The following is a 21,307-nucleotide window of genomic DNA, read 5'->3' on the forward strand; positions in this document are numbered from 1 at the left end:
GCCGCGTAGCGGGCTGGACCTGCGGGTTCTCACCCGAGGATCAGCCCCTTCAACACGAACTCCATCAGCACGAACAGGATAACCAGGAGCACAAGGGAGGCCAGGTCGATGCTCACGGTACCAATTCGCAGTGGAGGGATCACACGCCTCAACGCCTTCAGAGGCGGATCAGTGACGCTCCACACGGATTCCAGTCCCGCCGTCGCCGCCCGTCCCGGCTGCCAGCGGCGACCGTACGCGAGGACCGCGCTGAGGACAAACCGGGCCAGGAGGAGGATCAGGAAGACATACAGGATCAGGTACAGCACTTGCAGCAGGATCGACAACACAGCAGGCGACGTCCCTCGGTCGGGCGGGTCTAACTCAGGCTGAAGAACCCGCCCTCGGCAATCTTGGCCTTGTCCTCCGCGGTGACCTGGACGTTGGCCGGTGAGAGCAGGAACACCCTGTTGGTCACGCGCTCGATCGTACCGCGCAGGCCGAAAGCCAGCCCGGCGGCGAAGTCGACCAGTCGGCGCGCATCCGCCTCGTCCATCTCGGTGAGGTTGATGATCACCGGGACTCCGTCGCGGAAGTGCTCCCCGATCGTGCGAGCCTCCCGGTAGGTGGTCGGGTGCAGCGTGGTGATCTGGTAGCGCTGCTCCTCCTCGGGCGCCACCGCCCGCTCCCGCTGCTGGGCCTGCGGAGCCAGGGCGAGGTTGTCCCGCGTGTGGTAAGTCAGCGCGCCGGAGCCCTCACCGGCGGAGCCGCGGGTGATCGACCGGACGCTGGACCGCTCCGACCGCTCGGCCCGCTCCGACCGCTCGGTCTCGGCCCGATCGGCGTCCAACGGCCGGCTGGCCGAGCGCTCGGTCAGTCGGCCGCGCTCGCCGGCCCGGGGCCGGGGCGCCGGCGGCTCGTCGGCCTCGTCGTCCTCCTCGTCGGCGAACTCCTCCGCGTACCGGCTGCCCTGCCGGTAGCGCGAGTCGCGGTAGCCACCCTTGTCGTAGCCACCGTCGTCGTAGGCCCGCTCGTCGTCCTCCTCGACCAGACCGAGCCAGACCCCCGCCTTGCGCAGTGCACCCATCCCCGCGCCCTTCCCGTCCGCCGTGCGGCACGCGCCCCCGTCGTGCCGTGTCGCTTCTCGCGAGTGGACATCTGGTGCCCACCGGACCGGAACGGCAATCCCCCGGCCCGCGTTTCGCGGTCGCGAGCCGTGCCCCTCGACGTCGGGACGCCGTTCCTGAAACAACACTGATGTAATTTGCCTTCTCGCGGTCAGGCTACCGCAGCGTGGAACGCATTCCGAGCAACGCGCTGCCGACGCGGACATGTGTCGCGCCGTACGTGATCGCGGCCTCCAGGTCCCCGCTCATCCCGGCGGACAGCGCCGCGGCCTCCGGGTGGACCGCCCGGAACCCGCGCGCCACCTCGGCCAGCCGGCCGAACGCCCGCTCCGGCTCCCAGCCCAGCGGCGCCACCGCCATCAGCCCGGCCAGCCGCAGCCCGTCGGCACCGGCCACCACCTCGGCCACCGGGCCCAGCCCGGTGTCCGGGTCGGCGGAGTCGGCCAGCGCGCCGCCCCGGGCCGGGTCGCCGTCGATGCTGACCTGGACCAGCACGTCCAGCGGCCGGTCCCGGCCGGCCACCGCCGCGGCGTCGAGCGCCCGGGCCAGGCGGACGCTGTCGACCGACTGGACGACGTCGGCGTACCGGACGACCGAGCGGCACTTGTTGCGCTGCAACTGGCCGATGAAGTGCCACCGCGGGGCCGCCCCCGCGGTGGTCACCTCGGCGGCCTTGCCGGCAGCCTCCCGGTCGCGGTTCTCCCCCACGTCGGTGACCCCGAGGCTCGCCAGCGCGAGCACGTCGGAGGCCGGGTAGGTCTTGGTCACCGCGATCATGACGACCTCGGAGCGGTCCCGGCCGGCGGCCGAGCAGGCGTCGGCGATCCGGGCCCGGACCCGGGCCAGCCCGGCCGCCAGTTCGGCGCGGCGGTCCGGGCGGACCGACGGGTGCGCGTCCGTCATCGGGATGGTCAGGATCCGTTCTTGAGGAAGTCGGGCACGTCGACGTCGTCGAACAGCACCCGGCGCGGCGACTGGGTCGGCGCCGGCATGGTCGTCTGCGGCGGCACCGCCGGGGCGGGCTGGGCCGGCTGGTTCTGGTTGCTCTTGCGGCCCGACTCGGCCGCCTTGTACGCCGGCGCGCCGCCGTCGAAGCCGGCGGCGATGACGGTGACCCGCACCTCGTCGCCGAGGGCGTCGTCGATGACCGCGCCGAAGATGATGTTGGCGTCCGGGTGGGCCGCGTCGGTGACCAGCTGGGCCGCGTCGTTGATCTCGAACAGTCCGAGGTCGGAACCGCCGGCGATGGACAGCAGCACGCCGCGCGCGCCGTCCATGCTCTGCTCCAGCAGCGGGCTGGAGATCGCCGCCTCGGCCGCCTCGACCGCGCGGTTCTCCCCCCGGGCGCTGCCGATGCCCATCAGGGCGCTGCCCGCGCCGCTCATCACACTCTTGACGTCGGCGAAGTCCAGGTTGATCAGACCCGGGGTGGTGATCAGGTCGGTGATGCCCTGGACACCGGAGAGGAGCACCTGGTCGGCCGTGCGGAACGCGTCCATCATGCTGATGTTGCGGTCGCCGAGGGCGAGCAGCCGGTCGTTGGGGATCACGATGAGCGTGTCGCACTGGTTGCGCAGCTCGTCTATCCCGGCCTCCGCCTGCACCTGCCGGCGCTTGCCCTCGAACGAGAACGGCCGGGTGACCACGCCGATGGTCAGCGCGCCGAGCTTGCGGGCGATGTTGGCCACCACCGGGGCGCCGCCCGTGCCCGTGCCGCCACCCTCGCCGCACGTCACGAAGACCATGTCGGCGCCCTTGAGCACCTCCTCGATCTCGTCGCGGTGGTCCTCGGCGGCGTTCTTGCCGACGTCCGGGTTGGCGCCCGCGCCGAGCCCGCGGGTCAGCTCGCGGCCGACGTCCAGCTTGACGTCGGCGTCGCTCATCAGCAGCGCCTGCGCGTCGGTGTTGATCGCGATGAACTCGACGCCCTTGAGCCCAACCTCGATCATCCGGTTGACGGCGTTGACGCCGCCGCCCCCGATGCCGACGACCTTGATGACCGCCAGGTAGTTGTGCGGAGGTGTCATCTCCGGTCCTTTCCCTTCGAGATTGGCATGGGCCGACCCCACACGGCTTGGCCAGACCAGCGTCGCCGGCCGCGACTCCCCAGAGAGACCGAGAGCCGAACCCTCACCCTCTACTAGAGGCCTACAGTTATGTCAACTACTGATCCTCTTCCGGGCAACGTAAGCGGCCCCACGCCCGGAGCCAAGGACCCGCTCGGCGTGTCGCCGCCGGAGAGGGCCACGCCTCACTTCCCAATCCGCGCACCGCCCACACCCGGCCGTCCGCTGACCCGCGGATCACTTGAACGTGACCACGTCCGGCGCGCTGACGTCGATGGTGTCGGCCTGGCGACCGAGCAGGGCGGTGGCCACCCGCGCCTTGTCCCCGCTCCGGGTGGCGTCGCCCCAGACCACGGTCCGGCCGCCCGGCAGCCGCAGGCTGATCCGGGCCAGTCCCTCGACGGTGACCTCGACGAGCCCGTCGCGCAGCTGCGGGGTGAGCGCCGCCAGCACCTCCAGCCCGGCCCGGGTGCCCGGGTCCTTCGGGCCCGGCCGGGCGACCCGCACCACCGGCAGGCCGCCGGGCCGCTCCGCCACGGTCCGGAAGACCACCCCGGACCGGTCCACCACGGCGAACCGGCCGCCCTGCGGCACCACCGCCACCGGCGTGCGCTCCACCACGCGTACCACCAGGGCGTCGGGCCAGTCCCGCGACACGGTGGCCCGTTCCACGGCGGCGAGCCGGCCGACGCGCCGGGCGGTGGCCGCCAGGTCCACCCGGGCCAGCGGGTAGTCGTCCGGTACCGCGGCGGCCTCCCGGACGTCGACCGGGGTCACCAGCTTCGCGCCCTCCACCCGGACCTCGCGCACCCCGAACAGGCCCGTGCCCAGCACCGTCCAGGCGACCAGCGCGCCCAGGGCGAGCACCCCGGCGACCACCGCCCAGGGCAGCGCGGCGCGCATCCGGCGCTGCCGGGCCCGGGCCATGAACCGGCGGGTGGACGGTGGCACGGCGTCCCGGCCGGCCCGGACCAGCTGCCAGCGCCGCGCCGGCCCGCGCCGGCCGCCGGGGTCCGCGCCGGCGGTGCGGCCGCGCGCCGGACCCGGGCTCATCCGGCGGTGGCCGCCGTGCCGTCCGCGTCGCCGGTGGCGCCGACGCCGGCGGCGTCCCCGGTGCGGGCGAGCAGGGCGTCGAGCAGCTGGTCGCCCATCAGCGAGATCGGCGGGGCGCCCATGGTCACCACCACATCGCCGGGGCGCGCCCGGCGGGCCACCTCGACCGGGGCGTCCTCCCAGGACTCCACGAAGACCTTCCGCTCCGCCGGCAGCGGCACCGCCTCGACCAGCGCGGCCGACCCCTCCCCGGGCGCCCGCAGCTCGCCGGGGCCGAAGACCTCCAGCAGCACCAGCTCGTCGGCGATACCCAGCGCCGCGGCGATCTCCGCCTGGAGGTCGCGGGTGCGGTAGAGCCGGTACGGCTGGAACACCACGATCAGCCGGCCGTCGCCGGCCACCTCGCGCAGCGTCTGCAACGCCAGCGTCATGGAGGTCGGATGGTAGGCGTACTCGTCGTAGACCAGCACGCCGTCCGCGACGCCCTTGCGCTCGAAGCGCCGGCGCACGCCGGGGAAGACCGCCAGCGCGGCCTCGGCCGCCTCCACCGGCAGCCCGAGCAGGTACGCCGCCAGCACCGCCGAGGCGCTGTTGAGGCCCATGTGCCGCCCCGGCACCGGCAGCCGGATCTCGCCCAGCGACCGGCCGTCGATCTCGGCCAGGTAGCGGACGCCCTGCGCGGAGGAGACCATCTCGCTCAGCCGCAGGTCCGCGTCGGGCGACTCGCCGTACGTGTGCACCCGGCGGCCCTCGGCGCGCAGCGTCTCGGCCAGCCGCCGCCCGCCCGGGTCGTCCGCGCAGGTGATGACGTACCCGTCGGGGTCGGTGAGCCGGGCGAAGTCGGCGAACGCCGCCTCCAGCGTGGCCAGGTCGCCGTACGTGTTGAGGTGGTCGGCCTCGATGTTGGTGATGATCGAGACGTACGGGCGGTAGATCAGGAACGAGCGGTCGCTCTCGTCCGCCTCGACCACGAAGTGCTCGCCGGTGCCGTGGTGGGCCCCCGAGCCGACCTCGGAGATCTCCCCGCCGATCACGAAGGACGGGTCGGCCCCGGCCTGCTGGAGCACCATCGTGACCATCGAGGTGGTGGTGGTCTTGCCGTGCGTGCCGGCGACCGCCACCGTCCGGCGGCCGGTCATCGCCGCCGCGAGGGCCTCGGAGCGGTGCAGCACCCGCAGCCCCCGCCGGCGCGCCTCGACCATCTCCAGGTGGTCCTGCGGGATCGCCGAGGAGTACACGACCGTGTCCACGCCGTCCAGGTTGGACGCCTCGTGGCTCATGTGGATCGTGCCGCCCAGGGCGCGCAGGCCGGCCAGCGACGGCCACTCCCGCAGCTCGCTGCCGGAGACCGGCAGGCGCCGGGTGAGGAAGAGCCGGGCCAGCCCGCTCATGCCGACGCCGCCGACCCCGATCAGGTGGATCCGGCCCAGGTCCTCGGCGGTCAGGGTGCCGGCCGGGGTGAACTGCGCGGTGTTCATGACGGGTACCTTCCGGCCTCGACGGTCGCCCTGGTCCTCATCGGGCCACCGCCTCGTAGACGTAGTTCAGCAGCGCCTCGTCGCCGTCGCGGCGCCCGTACGCGGCCGCGGCGGCGCCCATCGCGGCCAGCCGGTGCCGGTCGCGGACCAGCGGGATGACCGTCCGCTCCAGCCAGTCCGGGGTCAGCTCGGCGTCGTCGACGATCAGCCCGCCGCCGGCCTCCACCACGGGCAGCGCGTTGCGCTTCTGCTCCTGGTTGCTGTGCGGGTACGGCACGTAGATGGTGGGCAGCCCGATCGCGGCCACCTCGGCGCAGGTCATCGCGCCACCCCGGCCGAGCATCAGGTCGGCGGCGGCGTAGCCGAGCTCCATCTGGGACAGATACGGCAGGGTCACGTACGGCACGGGCAGGTCGGTGGGGACCGGTACCGGCTCGTTGCGGGCGCCCATCACGTGCAGCACCTGCACGCCGTTGCGGGCCAGCTCCTTCGCCGCGCCCGCCACGGCGAGGTTGATCGACCGCGCGCCCTGCGAGCCGCCGGCGACGAAGAGCACCGGCAGGTCGGGGCGCAGCCCGAAGTGGGCCCGCGCGGCGGCGGCGTTGGCGGCCCGGTCCAGCCCGGCGATGCCCCGGCGCAGCGGCACGCCGACCACCCGCGCGTCGCGCAGCGACTCGGCCTGCGCCGGCTGGTGCGGGAAGCCGACCGCGACGTGCTTGGTGAACTTCATCCCGAGCCGGTTGGCCACCCCCGGCGGCACGTTCACCTCGTGGATGACGATCGGCAGCTCGCGCCGCCAGGCGGCGAGGTAGCCGGGCACCGAGACGTACCCGCCGAAGCCCACGACCGCGTCGGCCCGCACCTCGTCGATCACCTTGCCCGCGGCGCGGGCGGCCTTCCACATCCGGTCCGGGGTGCGGACCAGGCTCATGTTCACCGACCGGGGCAGCTGGTACGCGGGGATCTGCCGCAGGTCGTAGCCGGCCGGCGGGATCAGCTCGTTCTCCAGGCCCCTCGGTGTGCCGAGGCAGGTGATCCGGACGCCCGGGTCGTGTCGGCGCAGGCAGTCGGCGAAGGCGAGCAGCGGGTAGATGTGGCCACCCGTACCCCCTCCGCAGAGCACCACCGAACGCAGCGGACCCATCAGCGTCTCCTCTCGCTCGCCGCCCCGCCCCGGGCCCGGCCCTGCCGGGCGCCGCGGGATGCGGCCTGGTCGTCCTCGCGCCGCGCCCGCGACCGGGGTACGGACCCGCGGTCAGCGGGTGGTGGCGCCGGTCGGCGGCGCCGGCCGGGAAGCGGCGGCAACGGAGCCCACACTAGTCGGACCCACCGGGCCGGCGGACGGGCATGCAGGGCTCGGGCCGCGTCCGGTTCCGCCCGGGCGAACGACGCCAGCATCCCGACGGCCGCCAGGGTCACCACCAGGGCGCTGCCGCCGTCGGAGATGAACGGCAGCGGCACGCCGGTCAGCGGGAGCAGGCCGATGACGCCGCCGATGTTGATGATCGCCTGCCCGACCAGCCAGGTGGTCGCGCCGGCCGCGGCGAGCCGGCGGAACGGGTCCTCGACCCGCCGGGCGATCCGCAGCCCGGTGTAGCCGAGCACCGCGAACAGGGTGATCAGCACCACGCAGCCGACGACGCCCAGCTCCTCGGCGAACACCGCGAAGATGAAGTCGTTGTGCGCCTCCGGCAGCCAGCCGAACTTGAAGCTGCTCTTGCCCAGCCCGACCCCGAACCAGCCACCGTGCTCGATCGCGTTGCGGCCCTGGACCAGCTGGTAGCACCAGCCCTCGAAGCACTTCTCGGGTTCGGGCGGATTGAAGAAGATGGTCAGCCGGGCGAGTCGGTAGTTCTCCTCACCCTTCGCCCCCGACCCGGCGCCGAGCGAGGCCGCGGCGACCAGCAGGCCGATCCCGATCAGCCCGACCACCGACAGCACGGCGAAGACCCGGGTGCGCACCCCGGCGGCCCAGAGCAGGCCGACCACGAGCGCGAGCATGCAGAGCATGCTGCCCAGGTCGTTGAAGCCGACCAGGACGAACAGCAGCGCGACCACCGGGAACAGCGGGGTGGCCAGCTCCTTCCACCAGCCCAGCCGGGCCCCCTTGCGGGCCAGCAGGTCGGCCCCCCACAGCACCAGCGCGAACTTCGCCAGCTCCGACGGTTGCAGCTGGACGCCACCGACGACCAGCCACAGCAGTTTCGCCTCCAGCGGCCCGACCCGCTCTATCTCGAACAGCGAGTTCAGCGCCACCAGCAGATTGAGCAGGAGCAGCAGGGCCACCGCCACGCCGAGCGCCGTCCGGGCGACCGAGCGGTACGTGCTCGCGGGCAGCCGCTGGCACGCCCAGAACGCCACCACGCCGATCACGGCGAAGATCGCCTGCTGGCTCAGGTCGACGAAGGCGCTGCCCTCCTCGGCGAAGTTCTTCACGCTGGTGGCCGAGAAGACCATCGTCAGGCCGATGACCAGCAGCAGGCCCGCGCTGGAGATCAGCAGGTAGTAGGAGGCCAGCGGCCGGGCCAGCAGACCGCGCAGCGCCGCCAGGCCGCCGGCGGCGCCCAGGCCGAAGGGCGGCTCGGGTGCGGGCGGGTCGGCCGTACGCCCCCCACCGCCCGCGGCCCGCCGCGGCGGCGTGCCGGTCGTCGTCGTGCCCGCGTCTCGTTCCTCCCCCACCCGCCCATCATTGCGAATAGGGACGGCCCGTTCGCGTCGAACACCCCCGACTCGGCGTGTCGCCGAGAGGGAAGGCCCCCTGTCGACGCGTTTCGCGCGGCAGGGGGCCCCTGTCGACATCCGGGAGGAGGCGGCGTCGGGCCGGCCCGACGAGCCCGGCCGGATCAGGTCATCGCTGCCAGGAAGTCGCTGTAGAACAGGCCCAGCGCGATGGCCACCCCGATCCCGGCGATGATCCAGAACCGGACCACGATGTTGACCTCGCTCCAGCCGGCCAGTTCGAAGTGGTGCTGCAGCGGCGACATCCGGAAGACGCGCTTGCCGGTGGTGCGGAACGAGATGATCTGGATGACCACCGACATCGTGATGATCACGAACAGCCCGCCGATGATCGGCAGCAGCAGGATCGTCCGGGTGGACATCGCCATGCCCGCGATGAGGCCGCCCAGGCCCAGGGCACCGGTGTCGCCCATGAAGATCCGCGCCGGCGAGGTGTTCCACCAGAGGAAGCCGACGCAGGCCCCGGCCGCCGCCCCGGCGATCAGGGCGATCTCCAGCGGGTCCCGGACGGTGTAGCAGTAGTTGTTGGGGTTGGCCGTGTACGTCGGGTCGGCGCACCAGTGCCGGTACTGCCAGAACGCGATCAGCGCGTACGCCGCGAGCACCATCACGGACGCCCCGGTGGCCAGGCCGTCGAGTCCGTCGGTGAGGTTGACGCCGTTGGTGGCCGCCATCACCACGAAGATGAAGATGACCACCGCACCGATCTTGGTGACGTCCAGCGCGGGGATGTCCCGGATGAAGCTCAGGGTCGTGGCGCCCACGGTCTCGGTGTTGGTCGCCGTGCCGCTGGCGTCGGTCATGGTGCTCGGGAAGTACAGCGCCACGACGCCGAAGGCCGCGCCGACGAGGATCTGCCCGGCCAGCTTGCCGCGCTTGTTGAGGCCGCCGCTGTGCCGCTTGCGCACCTTGAGGAAGTCGTCGATGAAGCCGACCGCGCCCGAGAACACCATCAGCCCCAGCAGCACCAGCGCCGTGATGGTCGGCTCGACCTGGGCGATCTGACGGTCCGGCAGGGTGGTCAGGGCGAGGTGCCCCGCGACGTACGCGACGACCGTGGCCAGGATGAAGACCACGCCGCCCATCGTCGGCGTGCCCTTCTTGCCCTGGTGCATCGCCGGGCCCTCGGCCCGGATCGGCTGACCGGCCTTGAGCCGGGTGAACACCTTGATCGCGATGGGGGTGCAGAACAGCGAGACGATGAAGGCGACCCCGATGGCGACGATCACCGCCCTCACGAGGCGGCCCCGTTCCCGGCGGCCTCGGCGCGCAGCGCGTCGGCCACCTCCCAGGTGCGGTACCGGGAGCCCTTCACCAGGACGACGTCGCCCGGTCGTAGCTCGCTCCGCAGCACCTCGACGGCTGCCGCCTGATCGGTGAGCAGCACCGACTCTCCTCCCCAGTCCTCTACCGCTGTCGCGCCCTCGTGGATCGGCGCCGCCGGCTCGCCCACCACGAGCAGCCGGTCCACACCCAGCTCGGCCGCGAGGCGGCCGACCTCAAGGTGCCCCTCCCTCTCGTACGACCCCAGCTCGGCCATGTAGCCGAGCACTGCGACGGTACGCCGCCCAGCGCCGAGGCCGGCGAGGGCCCGCAGCGCGACGCCCGTCGAGGCGGGGTTGGCGTTGTACGAGTCGTCGATCACCGTCACCCCGTCGGGACGGTCGAAGACGTCCATCCGGCGGGTGGAGACCAGGCCCAGCCCGCCCAGCGCGGTGGCCAGCTCGGCCGGCGGCACGCCCAGCTCCCGGGCCACCGCCGCGGCGGCGAGGGTGTTGGACACCTGGTGCCGGCCGGTGAGCCCGAGCCGCACCGGCGCGCTTCCCTCCGGCGTCACCAGCGTGTACGACGGCCGCCCGCGCTCGTCCATCGCGACGTCCACGGCCCGCACGTCGGCGTGCGCCGCCTCGCCGTAGCGGACCACCCGGGCGGAGGTGCGGGCGGCCATCGCGTCGACCAGCGGGTCGTCGGCGTTGAGCACCGCCAGCCCGTCGGCCGGCAGCGACTCGACCAGTTCCCCCTTGGCCAGCGCGATGTTCTCCACCGAGCCGAACTCGCCGATGTGCGCCACGCCGACGTTGAGCACCACGGAGATCCGGGGCGGCACCACCTCGCACAGGTAGCGCACGTGCCCCACCCCCCGGGCGCCCTTCTCCAGCACCAGGAAGCGCGTCTCCGGGCCGGCCTGCAGCGCCGTCCAGGGGTGGCCCAACTCGTTGTTGAACGACCCCGGCGGCGCGACCGTGGGGCCGAGCCGGACGGTGAGCTGGGCGATCAGGTCCTTGGTGGTGGTCTTGCCCGAGGAGCCGGTCAGCCCGATCACGGTCAGCTCGGGCAGCCGGTCCACCACGGCCCGGGCCAGCCGGCCCATCGCGTCGAGGGCGTCGGCGACGAGCACCATCGGCACCCCGGGCACCTCCCGGGTGCCGAGCACGGCCACCGCACCGGCCTCGACGGCGGCGGCGGCGTAGTCGTGCCCGTCCACGCGCTCGCCGGGGAACGCCACGAAGAGCGCCCCCGGGCCGACCCTGCGGGAGTCGAACTCCACGGAACCGGTGACCCGGACGGCCGGGTCGGCGGCGAGCAGGCGACCGTCGACGGCGGCGGTCACCTCGGCCAGGGTGAGCGGGATCACCGCAGGCCCACCAGGTCGCCGCCGAAGCGGGCGCGCAGCGCGTCCGCCAGCTCCGTCCGGTCGTCGAACGGCAGCACCTCGCCCGCCACCTCCTGCCCGCGTTCGTGCCCCTTGCCGAGCAGGGCGATGGCGTCTCCCGGCGCCGCCAGCCGGACCGCCTCGTCGATCGCGGCCCGCCGGCCGCTCACCTCGATGATCCGGGCCGGCGTGCCCGCCCGGTACGCCCCGGCCAGCACCTCGGCCCGGATCGCGGCCGGATCCTCGGCGCGCGGGTTGTCGTCGGTGACGATCACGACGTCGGCCCCCTCGGCGGCGGCGGCGCCCATGGCCGGCCGCTTGCCCCGGTCCCGGTCGCCCCCGGCCCCGAGCACGCAGATCAGTCGCCCGCCGCTCAGCTCGCGGAGCGCGGCCAGGGCGGCCACGATCGCGTCCGTCTTGTGCGCGTAGTCGACCACCCCGCGCACCGGGCCGGCGGCCACCAGCTCCAGCCGGCCGGGCACCCCACCGCAGGCGGCGACCCCGGCAGCGGCCGTCCGGGCGTCCACCCCGGCTGCGACGAGCGCCGCGACGGCCAGCAGGGCGTTGGCGACGTTGTGCCGCCCGGGCAGCGCCACCCCGGCCGGCACGGTCAGCCCGTCGGGGCCGTGCGCGGTGAACCGCTGGGCGTACCCCTCGCCGTCGACGTCGGTCGCGTACCAGGTCGCGGTCGCGTCCCCGGCGGCCGAGTAGCTGACCGTGGCAGGTTTGAACAGCGGCCGCAGCGCGGGGTCGTCGGCGTTGAGCACCTCGACGTCGCAGCGCCCGTCGAACAGCTGCGCCTTGGCCGCGAAGTAGTCCGCCGCGTCGGCGTGGAAGTCCAGGTGGTCGGAGCCGAAGTTGGTGTACCCGCCGACGGTGAACCGGACGCCGCCCACCCGGCCCAGCGCCAGGGCGTGGCTGGAGACCTCCATGACCACGGCGGTGACCCCCCGCTCGCGGGCGGCGGCCAGCATCGCGTGCAGGTCGGTGGCCTCCGGGGTGGTGCGCACGCTGTCGACCACGAGGTCGCCCAGCCGGGTCTCCACCGTGCCGAGCAGGCCGGTGACGTGGCCCGCGGCCCGCAGGCCCGACTCGACGAGATAGGCGGTGGAGGTCTTGCCGGCCGTGCCGGTCACCCCGATCACCGTGAGCCCCTCGGTCGGGTCGCCGTAGACCGCGGCGGCGAGGGTGCCGAGCACGGCGCGCGGGTCGGGCACCACCAGCGCGGGCAGGCCCCCGTCGGCGACGGCCGGTGCGCCCGCGGGGTCGGTGAGCGCGGCGACCGCGCCGGCGGCCCGCGCGGCGGCGGCGAACTCCGCGCCGTGCCGGCGGGCGCCGGGCAGGGCGGCGTACAGGTCGCCGGGGCGGACCTCCTGGCTGGCGTGGGTCACACCGGTCACGGGGAGGTCGGCGGCGCCGGGCGGGGCCTCGACGGCGAGCCGGTCGGCGAGGTCGCCGAGCCTGATTCCTGTCACGGTACGGGGACGCGGATTCCCTGGCACGGCGTCAGACCCTACCCGGTCGCCCGGTCCCGACCACACAGCCGCCCCGGTGGTTCGTCCCCACTCACCGATGATGTCCCGCCCTGCCAGGTCAGCGTGGAAAGACCTCGAACTTGGGGGTTTTGCCGTCCGTGGACGGCGGTACCCGGTAGTGGTTCAGAGTGAAGCCCATGATCTGCCGGAAGGCCGGCGCGGCGACCGCCCCGCCCCCGCCGCCCGGGCTCCACACGAAGACCGCGACCACGTAGCGGGGGTTCTCCGCCGGGGCCATGCCGATGAACGAGCCGACCTCGCCGGGTTGCAGCTTGCCGTCGACGTACCGCAGGCCCGTGCCGGTCTTGCCGGCCACCCGGTAGCCGGGCACCGCGGCGGCGAGGCCGGTGGCGTTCTCGACGGTGGTGACAGCCTCCAGCATGGTGCGCAGCGCGGCCGCGTTCTGCGGGCTGAGCACCGGCCGGGTGACCGGGGGCTTGGCGGGCGTCCGCTTGCCGTCCGTGCCGCTGATCACCTCCTTGATCAGGTGCGGCTGGACGTACGTGCCGTTGTTGGCGATGGCGGCGTACGCGGCGGCCATCTGCAGCGGGGTGGCGTCGACGCTGTGCCCGATCGGCACCGACCCCTCCGACGACCCGCTCCACTGGTCGGCGGGCAGCAGCCGGCCGCTGGCCTCCCCCGGCATGCCCTCGCCGGTGGGCTGGCCCAGCCCGAACCGCTTCTGGTAGTCGATCAGCCGGTCCCGGCCGAGCTTGTCGGCGATCTCGATGGTCCCGACGTTCGACGAGTACGCCAGCATCCCGGGCAGGCTCATCCGCCGGCCGTTGGCCGGGTGCGTGTCGGTGAACCAGGTGTCGCCCTTGCGGATCGCGTTGGGCACCGGCAGCGTCGTGTCCGGGGTGATCACACCCTCCTGGAGCGCGGCGCCGAACGTGATCGCCTTGTGCACCGAGCCGGGGTCGACGATGAAGCTGGTGGCGGCGTCCTCCCGGTCCGTCGGGTCGCTCTCCTCCGGCTTGGCCGCGTTGTAGCTGGGGTGGCTCGCCTGGGCCAGCACCTCGCCGGTCGCCACGTCGAGCACGATCGCCGCGCCGACGCTGCCGCGGGTGCGTTCCATCTGCGTGCCGAGGATGCGCTGGCACCGGAACTGCAGGTCCCGGTCGATCGTCAGGGCCAGCGAGCTGCCCGGCTTGGCCGGGGTCGTGCGGCTGTAGCCGCCGGGGATGGGGGCCCCCAGGTCGCCCTGGCCGGCCTCGTAGACGCGGCGGCCGATCTCGCCGCGCAGCAGGTCGTCGTAGCGGGCCTCCAGCCCCTCCAGGCCGATCATGTCCTGGCTCGTGAAGCCCAGCAGGTTGGCGGCCAGGTCGCCGCCGGGGACCTCGCGCCGCTCGTCGCGGTGCACGCCGATGCCGTCCAGGTCCAGGTCCAGGATCTGCTTGGCGGTGGGGATCTCCACGCCCCGGGCGAGGTACTCGAACTGGGAGGCGCGGCCGTTCTCCAGGGTGCGCGGCTTCATCCGCTCGGCCAGTTCCGACACCGGCAGGCCGAGCAGCGGGGACAGCGCCCGGGCGGTCGCCGTACGGTCCTTGACCCGGGTGGGGTCGGCGTAGACGTACCGGGCCTCGATGCTGTGGGCCAGCGGGGCGCCGTCGCGGTCGTAGATGGCGCCCCGGGGGGCGGGCAGGTCGACCCGGACCAGCCGATCGGGAAGGCCCGCCTCGGCGTACGCGGGGGTGTCGACCGCCTGGAGGAAGACCAGCCGGATGCCGATGGTGGCGAACAGCGCCAGCACGACCAGGGTGCCCAGGCGCAGGCGGCGGCGGGGGTCGGCCAGCCGGGGCGGCTTGCGCGGCTTGCGCGGGGACCGCCCGGGGCGGGCCGGTCCGCGCGGCGCGGGCCCGGCCGGCGGCGCGGCGGCGCCGGCTCGTCGTCGTCCGTCCAGGCCCGGTCGGGCCGGGGCTGGACCGTGCGGATCACCCCGGACCGGCCGTCCGGGGCGGTCTCCCGGCGGCCGGCGCGGGCGGCGCCGGCCCGGCCGCCGTCGAGCACCTGCAGCGCCGGCCGGAACGGGTCGCCGGAGCGGCTGCTGCGCGGAGTCCGCCGCTGCTCGGCGCCGCCGGACCCCGACCGGCCGGCCGCGCCCTGCTCGCGGATCGTGCGCCCCCGAGGGGTGTACGCCCGCGCGCCGGAGATGCCCCCGACGCCCGGCTCACCGGAGCGCGGCTCCCCCCGCCCGGTCTCGCGTGACGAACCGCGCCGGGAGCCCGTTGTGGCATCCCGGCGCGGTTCCTCCGACCTCGGTGGCACGGTGGTCAGCCTCCCGCGCCCTGCTGACTGGTGACCGAGGGCTTGCCGTTGGCCGGCTGCGGCACGCCGATCATGCGCCCGTCCGGCAGCCGGATGTACGCCGGCTCCTCCGCCTCGACCATGCCCAGCCGCCTGGCGGCGGCGGTGAGGTTGCCCGGCGCCTCCGCCTCGGCGATGTCCTTCTCCAGCTGCTGCTGGTCCACGTCGAGCTTGGCCTGCTGCTGCTGGAGCTTCTCCAGCCGGAACGAGTTCTCGTTGATCTTCGTGTTGACCAGCAGGATGCCCAGCACGCCGCCGACCACGAGCACCAGGATCAGCGCCACGAACGGCGCCCGCGGCACCGACACCGGCGGCGGCGGCGCCACCCGCAGGCGCGGCGACGCGGTCGCCGCCGGGCGGGACCGCTCGGCCGGACGAAGCGCGGCGGTGCCGTTGACCGGGAACTCGCGCGCCCCCCGGGCGCGAGTCTCCGCCTGCCGGTCGAGCCGGCCCGCCCGGGTGCCGGAGTCCCGGCCCGCGTCGTCCGCTGCGCCGCGGTCCGGCCCCCGACCGCGGTGCGCGCTGCCCGACGCCGGTGTCCCGGACGTCGCGCCTGTTGACGTTCATGTTCCCTCCCCCTCTTCGTCCGTCCCTGCCCCGTCCACCGGAGTCGGCCGAGCCGACCCCGTCCCCGGTTGGTGCATCGCCTTGACCCGGCGGCGGTACCGTTCGCGGTCGGTCCGCCGCCGCTCGGCCTCCGGGTCGATCCGTTCCGCGGCCCGCAGGCGCACCGAGGCGGCGCGCGGGTTCGCGGCGACCTCCACCTCCCCGGGAAGCTCGGCGCCCCGGCTGAGCAGCCGGAACGTCGGGCCCGACCCGGGGAGCTCGACCGGGAGGTCGACCGGGCCCTTGCTGCGGACCCGGTCGGCGAGGGCCGCCTTGGTGAGCCGATCCTCCAGCGAGTGGTAGGACAGGACCACCATGCGGCCGCCCAGGGTGAGCTTGTCGAGCGCGGCCGGCAGCGCCGTCTCCAGCGCCGCCAGCTCCCTGTTTACCTCGATCCGTAAAGCCTGAAACGTTCTCTTCGCCGGGTGTCCCCCGGTTCGTCGGGCTGGTGCCGGAATGTTCTCCACGACCAGCTCGGCGAGCCGCGCCGACGAGGTGATCCGGGCGCGCTCGCGCTCCCGGACGATCGCCGAGGCGATCCTGATGGCGAACTTCTCCTCGCCGTACACCCGCAGCACCCGGGCGAGGTCCGGGTGGGGGTAGGTGTTGACCACCTCCTCGGCGGTCACCCCCCGGGTCTGGTCCATCCGCATGTCCAGCGCGGTGTCCTGCGAGTAGGCGAACCCGCGGTCGGGCGCGTCGAGTTGGAGCGAGGAGACGCCGAGGTCGAACAGGACCCCGTCGACCGCCGGGTAGCCCAGCCGGGCGAGCACCTCGGGCAGTTCGTCGTAGACGGCGTGCTCGAGGTGGATCCGGTCGGCGAACCGGGCCAGCCGGACCCGCGCGTGGGCGAGGGCCTCGGTGTCCCGGTCCAGACCGATGAGGACCGTGTGCGGATGCGCCTCCAGCACCGCCTCGGCGTGACCGCCCAGGCCCAGCGTGGCATCGACGTGGATCGTCCGGTCGGCCCTGCCCAGCGCGGGGGCCAGCAACTCGAGACACCGCTCGAGCAGCACGGGCACGTGCGTGCCGCGAAGCTCCCCCATGTCGACCCCCACTGGTTGAAACCGTCCGTTCTCTCGCCGCGCCTGCCGCCGGACGACGCCACCGTCGTACCGCCAGATCCCCATCCGCTCCCGCCCACCGGAGGCCGCGGCCCTCCGATCAGATCGTGCGCCTGGCACCGGGGAAGGGGTGCCAGGAGCTCGAAAGCGGCTGGAGATCTCGCAGTACGTCGGGCGTCGTCCCGCCCTACAGACCGCCGGGCAGCACCCCCTCCTCGATGTCGGCGAAGTCGTCTTCGCTCTCGGCGAGGTAGGTCTCCCAGGCCGCCCTGTCCCAGATCTCCACCCGCGTGCTCGCCCCGATCACCACCAGGTCCCGGTCGAGCCCGGCGTACGCCCGCAGGTGGGCCGGGATGGTGACCCGGCCCTGCTTGTCCGGGACCTCGTCGTGCGCGCTGGCAAAGAAGACCCGGCTGTAGGCCCGGGCCGCCTTGTTCGTCATCGGCTGCGCGCGCAACTGGTCGGCGATGCGCTGGAACTCGGGCATCGGGAAGGCGTAGAGGCAGCGATCCTGCCCTTTCGTGATCACGACACCCCCCGCCAGCTCATCCCGGAACCTCGCCGGCAGGATCAACCGGCCCTTGTCGTCCAGGCGCGGGGTGTGGGTGCCGAGGAACATCGGCCCAACCCCCTCGCCCTTGCAGCGGCGTTCGCGGCGCCGCCTCCCCCCGGGCCGGTGGACCCTCCCGGCCCCACCATCGCGCCCCACTCTACTCCACTTCCCTCCACCTGCAACCAGAATCGCCCGCGCGGCGCGTCCTTTCCGCGCGCAAAACCGCACGTCAGAAGGGGTGGAGCGGAGTGGAGGGCCGCGGCGGCCCTTCGGCCGCGTCCGCTACCCGACATAGATCGACTCCATCCGGCCGAGCGCCCGCTGCCCGTCCGCGGAGAGCCTCCGGCCGTCCGCGCGACGCCTCCGGCCGTCCGCAGGGAGCCTCCGGCCGTCCGCGCGACGCCTCCGGCCGTCCGCGGGGAGCCACCGGCCGAACGGTTCGCCGTCGGCGGCGATCTGGCGGGGACGGCGGTCCGGTAACCTCGCTCGGGTGACGGACGCGAAGATGCCCCTGCGGGCAAAGGTGGCCAGCTCCGTGTCGCGGACCGCTGCGGCGCTGTCGCGAGCCGCGGGCCGCGGCGACGGCTCGGTGATCGGCGGATGGATCGGGCTGAAGATCGACCCCGACCTCCTGGCCCACCTCTCGGCCGGACGCGCCATCGCGCTCGTCTCCGGCACCAACGGCAAGACCACCACCACCCGGCTGGCGGCGGCCGCCGTCGGTGTCCTGGGCCGGGTGGCCACCAACTCCTTCGGCGCCAACATGCCCACCGGCCACACCTCCGCGCTGGCCAAGGCCGGCAGCACCCCGTACGCGGTGCTGGAGGTCGACGAGCACTACCTGGCCCAGGTCCTGCGGTCCACCGAGCCGCACGTCGTCGCGCTGCTCAACCTCTCCCGCGACCAGCTCGACCGGGCCAAGGAGGTCGCCATGATGGCGCAGCTCTGGCGCGCCGCCCTGGTCGACCACCCCGACGTGCGGGTGGTGGCCAACGCCGACGACCCCATGGTGGTCTGGGCGGCCACCCCGCCGGTCGACCCGGCCCGGGGCGTGCGGGCGCCGCACGTCACCTGGTTCAGCGCGGGCCAGCGCTGGCACGACGACTCGTGGGTCTGCCCCGAGTGCGGCCACACCATCCAGCGCTCCGGCGAGCAGTGGTGGTGCAGCGGGTGCCCGCTGCGCCGGCCCGAGCCGCAGTGGACCGTCGAGGACGACGGCGTGCTCGACCCGACCGGCGCGTGGCACAAGGTGAGCCTCCAGCTCCCGGGCCGGGTCAACGTCGGCAACGCGGCCACCGCGCTCGCAATCGCCGCCGAGTTCGGCGTCCGTCCGGTCGACGCGGTCTCCCGGCTGGCCGCCGTCACCTCCGTGGCCGGCCGCTACGCGCAGGTGGAGCGGGAGGGGCGCAACATCCGGCTGCTGCTGGCGAAGAACCCGGCCAGCTGGCTGGAGGCGTTCGACATGGCGGACCTGGCGCCGACCCTGCTGTCCATCAACGCCCGGGACCCCGACGGGCTGGACACGTCCTGGCTGTTCGACGTCGACTTCGCGCCGCTGCGCGGCCGGCAGGTGCTGATCACCGGCGACCGGGCGTTCGACCTGGCCGTCCGCCTCGAGGTCAACGAGGTGCCGTTCCAGCACGTCCGGACGTTCGCCGAGGCGGTCCGGGCGGTCCCGCCCGGCCGCCTGGAGGTCATCGCCAACTACACCGCCTTCCAGGACATCCGAGCGGAGCTGGACCGTGTCAACTGAGAGCCTGCGTATCGTCTGGATCTACCCCGACCTGCTGTCCACGTACGGCGACCGGGGCAACATGCTGATCCTGGCCCGCCGGGCACAGCTGCGCGGGATGCCCGTGGAGGTGCTGGAGGTGCGCTCCGACCAGCGGCTGCCCTCCACCGCCGACATCTACCTCATCGGCGGCGGCGAGGACGGCCCGCAGGCACTCGGCGCGCAGCGGCTGCTCGCCGACGGCGGCCTGCACCGGGCCGTCGCCCAGGGCTCGGTGGTGTTCGGGGTGTGCGCCGGCTACCAGCTCCTCGGCACCTCGTTCTTCGCGAAGGGCACCCAGTACCGGGGGCTGGAGCTGCTGGACTTCTCCTCCGACCGGGGCCCCACCCGCGCGGTCGGCGAGCTGGCCGGCGACATCGACGCCCGGCTCGGCGTGCCGGCGCTGACCGGCTTCGAGAACCACGGCGGCCGCACCCACCTCGGGCCCGGGGTGTCCCCGCTGGCCCGGGTCACCGCCGGCGTCGGCAACGACGGCGCCACCGAGGGGGCGTGGCGGGGCAAGCTGCTCGGCACGTATTCGCACGGCCCGGCCCTGGCCCGCAACCCCGCCCTGGCCGACCTGCTGCTGCGCTGGGCGACCGGCGTACACCAGCTCCCGCCCCTGGACGACACCTGGGCCGAACGGCTCCGCGCCGAGCGCCGCGCCGCGGTGGCCGCCGCCCGCGCGTGATCCGGGTGGTCCGACGGCTGCTCCGGCAGCCGTCGGCGCGCCGGTTCGCCCTGCTGCTGCTCCTGCTCGCGGCGTTCACCGCGCTGCTGGCGGTGGTGCCCCGACCCGACGTGGCGCACCTGCCGCGGCTGGCCGACCCCCTCGGCCCGTACGCGCCGGTCGCGGCCGTGGTCGGCGGCGCGTTGCTGCTGGTCGCCCTGGTGCCCCGCACCTTCGTCACGCTCGCCGCCGGGGCGGTCTTCGGCCCGGTCGCGGGCGCCGCGTACGCCCTCGGCGCCGCGCTGCTGGCCGCCGCGATCGGCTTCGCCGTCGGCCGGGCGCTGGGCCGCGAGTTCGTCGCCGAGCGGGTACGCGGCCGGCTCGCCCGGCTGGACGGCTGGCTCGCCCGGCAGAGCGTGCTCGGGGTGGTCACCGTCCGGCTGCTGCCGATCGCCGGCTTCGGCCTGGTCAGCTACGGCTACGGCACCACGGGCGCGCGGGTGCTGCCGTTCCTGGCCGGCAGCCTGCTCGCCTCCGCCCCGACCGCGTTCGGCTACGCCGCGATCGGCGCGGCGGCCGCCTCGCCCGGCGCCGTGAACTGGTACGCCGCCGCGCCCGCCGCCCTCGGGCTGGTCGCCAGCGTCGTGCTGGCGCACCGGTGGTGGCGGGCGGAACGCCGCCGCCGCGCGGAGCCGGCCCCGTGAGCGCGAGGAGCGCAGCGCAGCGAAGCCCCACAGTCGCGAACGAAAGAAAGCACCCGTGAGCGCGAGGAGCGCAGCGCAGCGAAGCCCCACAGTCGCGAACGAAAGAAAGCACCCGTGAGCGCGAGGAGCGCAGCGCAGCGAAGCCCCACAGTCGCGAACGAAAGAAAGCACCCGTGAGCGCTGAGGAGCTGCTGCCGGGTGGTTGGGTCGCGGAGGTCGCCCGGGTCGGGGACACGGTGCGGCGTACCCCGCCGGCCAACGCCGGGTACGTCGCCGAGCTGCTGCGGCACCTGGAGCGGGTGGGCTGCCGGGTGGCGCCGGCGTACCTGGGGGTCGACGAGCAGGGCCGGCAGGTGCTGGGCTACCTCGACGGGCGGGTGCCCTGGCGGGACCGGGAGGATCCGGCGTACTTCTCCGACGGCGCGCTCGCGGGGGTGGCCCGGCTGGTCCGGGCGCTGCACGACGCCTGCGCCGGCACCCCGCTGGCCGGCGACGCGGAGACGGTCTGCCACCGCGACCTCTCCCCCAAGAACACCGTCTACCGGGACGCTGGGCAGGGACCGCTGCCGGTGGCCTTCCTGGACTGGGACCTGGCCGGCCCGGGCCGGCGGGTCGAGGACGTGGCCTTCGTCTGCTGGCACTGGGCCGAGCTGGGCCCGGGCGCGGACCCGCACGAGCTGGCCCGCCGCTGCCGGCTGGTCCGGGACGCGTACGGGCCGCTGCCGGGCGCCGACGAGCTGCTCGACGTGATGCTGACCCAGGTCGACGGCACGTGGCGCGGCATCGCCGAGGGCGCCGAGCGGGACGTCCCGGGCATGCGCCGACTGCGCGCGGCCGGCGCGGTGGAGGCGATCCGGGGCTGGCACGCCTGGCTCCGGGCCCACCACGGAGCCCTGACGACCCTCCTGACCCCCTAACCGCCCACCGTGCCCTCGCACCCCCGCGCGCCGCGCCCGCGCGCCCCAAGATCCGCGCAACTTCGGGGAAGTAGTCCCCTCCCGG

General features: G+C 74.4%; 17 protein-coding genes and 2 pseudogenes. 4 read left to right on the forward strand and 15 right to left on the reverse strand.

Annotated elements, in window-relative coordinates; genetic code table 11:
* Nucleotides 1-29: 29 nt before the first annotated feature.
* From JD77_RS02975 to mraZ, 15 genes and pseudogenes are all read right to left on the reverse strand, one after another.
* Nucleotides 30-329 (reverse strand): YggT family protein, encoded by a 300-nt coding sequence (locus JD77_RS02975; protein ID WP_145772928.1) that lies wholly within the window; start codon nucleotides 327-329, stop codon nucleotides 30-32.
* Nucleotides 330-358: 29 nt separating this feature from the next.
* Entirely contained in the window at nucleotides 359-1,066 is a 708-nt protein-coding gene (locus JD77_RS02980; RefSeq protein ID WP_145772929.1) for a cell division protein SepF, read from the reverse strand.
* 196 nt (nucleotides 1,067-1,262) lie between these two features.
* Entirely contained in the window at nucleotides 1,263-2,009 is a 747-nt protein-coding gene (locus JD77_RS02985; RefSeq protein ID WP_145772930.1) for a YggS family pyridoxal phosphate-dependent enzyme, read from the reverse strand.
* Between the two features lie 8 nt (nucleotides 2,010-2,017).
* Nucleotides 2,018-3,133: a cell division protein FtsZ gene (ftsZ, locus tag JD77_RS02990; protein WP_145772931.1), complete on the reverse strand. Its 1,116-nt coding sequence runs from the start codon at nucleotides 3,131-3,133 to the stop codon at nucleotides 2,018-2,020.
* A gap of 276 nt (nucleotides 3,134-3,409) precedes the next feature.
* Complete coding sequence (locus JD77_RS02995; RefSeq protein WP_145772932.1) at nucleotides 3,410-4,225, reverse strand: cell division protein FtsQ/DivIB; 816 nt, start codon at nucleotides 4,223-4,225, stop codon at nucleotides 3,410-3,412.
* Nucleotides 4,222-5,703: a UDP-N-acetylmuramate--L-alanine ligase gene (murC, locus tag JD77_RS03000; RefSeq protein WP_145772933.1), complete on the reverse strand. Its 1,482-nt coding sequence runs from the start codon at nucleotides 5,701-5,703 to the stop codon at nucleotides 4,222-4,224. The genes JD77_RS02995 and murC overlap by 4 nt, the downstream gene beginning before the upstream one ends.
* A 37-nt stretch (nucleotides 5,704-5,740) precedes the next feature.
* Nucleotides 5,741-6,847: an undecaprenyldiphospho-muramoylpentapeptide beta-N-acetylglucosaminyltransferase gene (gene murG / locus JD77_RS03005; RefSeq protein ID WP_145772934.1), complete on the reverse strand. Its 1,107-nt coding sequence runs from the start codon at nucleotides 6,845-6,847 to the stop codon at nucleotides 5,741-5,743.
* Nucleotides 6,847-8,253, reverse strand: a complete 1,407-nt coding sequence (locus JD77_RS03010; RefSeq protein WP_246141194.1) for an FtsW/RodA/SpoVE family cell cycle protein — start codon at nucleotides 8,251-8,253, stop codon at nucleotides 6,847-6,849. The genes murG and JD77_RS03010 overlap by 1 nt, the downstream gene beginning before the upstream one ends.
* Before the next feature lie 293 nt (nucleotides 8,254-8,546).
* On the reverse strand, nucleotides 8,547-9,680 hold the full coding sequence (gene mraY, locus JD77_RS03015) for a phospho-N-acetylmuramoyl-pentapeptide-transferase (protein WP_145772935.1): 1,134 nt from the start codon (nucleotides 9,678-9,680) through the stop codon (nucleotides 8,547-8,549).
* Nucleotides 9,677-11,077, reverse strand: coding sequence for a UDP-N-acetylmuramoyl-tripeptide--D-alanyl-D-alanine ligase (locus JD77_RS03020; RefSeq protein WP_145772936.1), 1,401 nt, complete (start codon nucleotides 11,075-11,077; stop codon nucleotides 9,677-9,679). Before JD77_RS03020 ends, mraY begins: the two co-directional genes overlap by 4 nt.
* The gene (locus JD77_RS03025; protein WP_449289046.1) at nucleotides 11,074-12,597 is read right to left on the reverse strand and encodes a UDP-N-acetylmuramoyl-L-alanyl-D-glutamate--2,6-diaminopimelate ligase; all 1,524 of its coding nucleotides are present in this window, start codon (nucleotides 12,595-12,597) and stop codon (nucleotides 11,074-11,076) included. Before JD77_RS03025 ends, JD77_RS03020 begins: the two co-directional genes overlap by 4 nt.
* 91 nt (nucleotides 12,598-12,688) lie before the next feature.
* Nucleotides 12,689-14,898, reverse strand: a pseudogene (locus JD77_RS03030) (peptidoglycan D,D-transpeptidase FtsI family protein).
* Between the two features lie 5 nt (nucleotides 14,899-14,903).
* Nucleotides 14,904-15,504, reverse strand: a pseudogene (gene ftsL / locus JD77_RS35045) (cell division protein FtsL).
* Entirely contained in the window at nucleotides 15,501-16,589 is a 1,089-nt protein-coding gene (gene rsmH / locus JD77_RS03040) for a 16S rRNA (cytosine(1402)-N(4))-methyltransferase RsmH (protein WP_145777396.1), read from the reverse strand. The pseudogene ftsL and the gene rsmH overlap by 4 nt, the downstream one beginning before the upstream one ends.
* Before the next feature lie 205 nt (nucleotides 16,590-16,794).
* Nucleotides 16,795-17,226: a division/cell wall cluster transcriptional repressor MraZ gene (mraZ, locus tag JD77_RS03045; RefSeq protein ID WP_145772939.1), complete on the reverse strand. Its 432-nt coding sequence runs from the start codon at nucleotides 17,224-17,226 to the stop codon at nucleotides 16,795-16,797.
* A 439-nt stretch (nucleotides 17,227-17,665) separates the two neighbouring features.
* Here mraZ and JD77_RS03050 point away from each other — a divergent pair, with 439 nt between their 5' ends.
* The 4 genes from JD77_RS03050 (at nucleotide 17,666) to JD77_RS03065 (ending at nucleotide 21,222) form a co-directional block, all read left to right on the forward strand.
* Nucleotides 17,666-18,913 carry a MurT ligase domain-containing protein gene (locus JD77_RS03050; protein ID WP_145772940.1) on the forward strand — a complete coding sequence of 416 codons (1,248 nt, stop codon included), beginning with the start codon at nucleotides 17,666-17,668 and terminating at the stop codon, nucleotides 18,911-18,913.
* Nucleotides 18,903-19,622 carry a type 1 glutamine amidotransferase gene (locus JD77_RS03055; RefSeq protein WP_145772941.1) on the forward strand — a complete coding sequence of 240 codons (720 nt, stop codon included), beginning with the start codon at nucleotides 18,903-18,905 and terminating at the stop codon, nucleotides 19,620-19,622. The genes JD77_RS03050 and JD77_RS03055 overlap by 11 nt, the downstream gene beginning before the upstream one ends.
* Nucleotides 19,619-20,305, forward strand: a complete 687-nt coding sequence (locus JD77_RS03060) for a TVP38/TMEM64 family protein (RefSeq protein ID WP_342799628.1) — start codon at nucleotides 19,619-19,621, stop codon at nucleotides 20,303-20,305. Before JD77_RS03055 ends, JD77_RS03060 begins: the two co-directional genes overlap by 4 nt.
* A 173-nt stretch (nucleotides 20,306-20,478) precedes the next feature.
* Nucleotides 20,479-21,222: a phosphotransferase gene (locus JD77_RS03065; RefSeq protein ID WP_145772942.1), complete on the forward strand. Its 744-nt coding sequence runs from the start codon at nucleotides 20,479-20,481 to the stop codon at nucleotides 21,220-21,222.
* Nucleotides 21,223-21,307 lie beyond the last annotated feature (85 nt).

This window comes from Micromonospora olivasterospora (assembly GCF_007830265.1).
Lineage (GTDB): Bacteria > Actinomycetota > Actinomycetes > Mycobacteriales > Micromonosporaceae > Micromonospora > Micromonospora olivasterospora.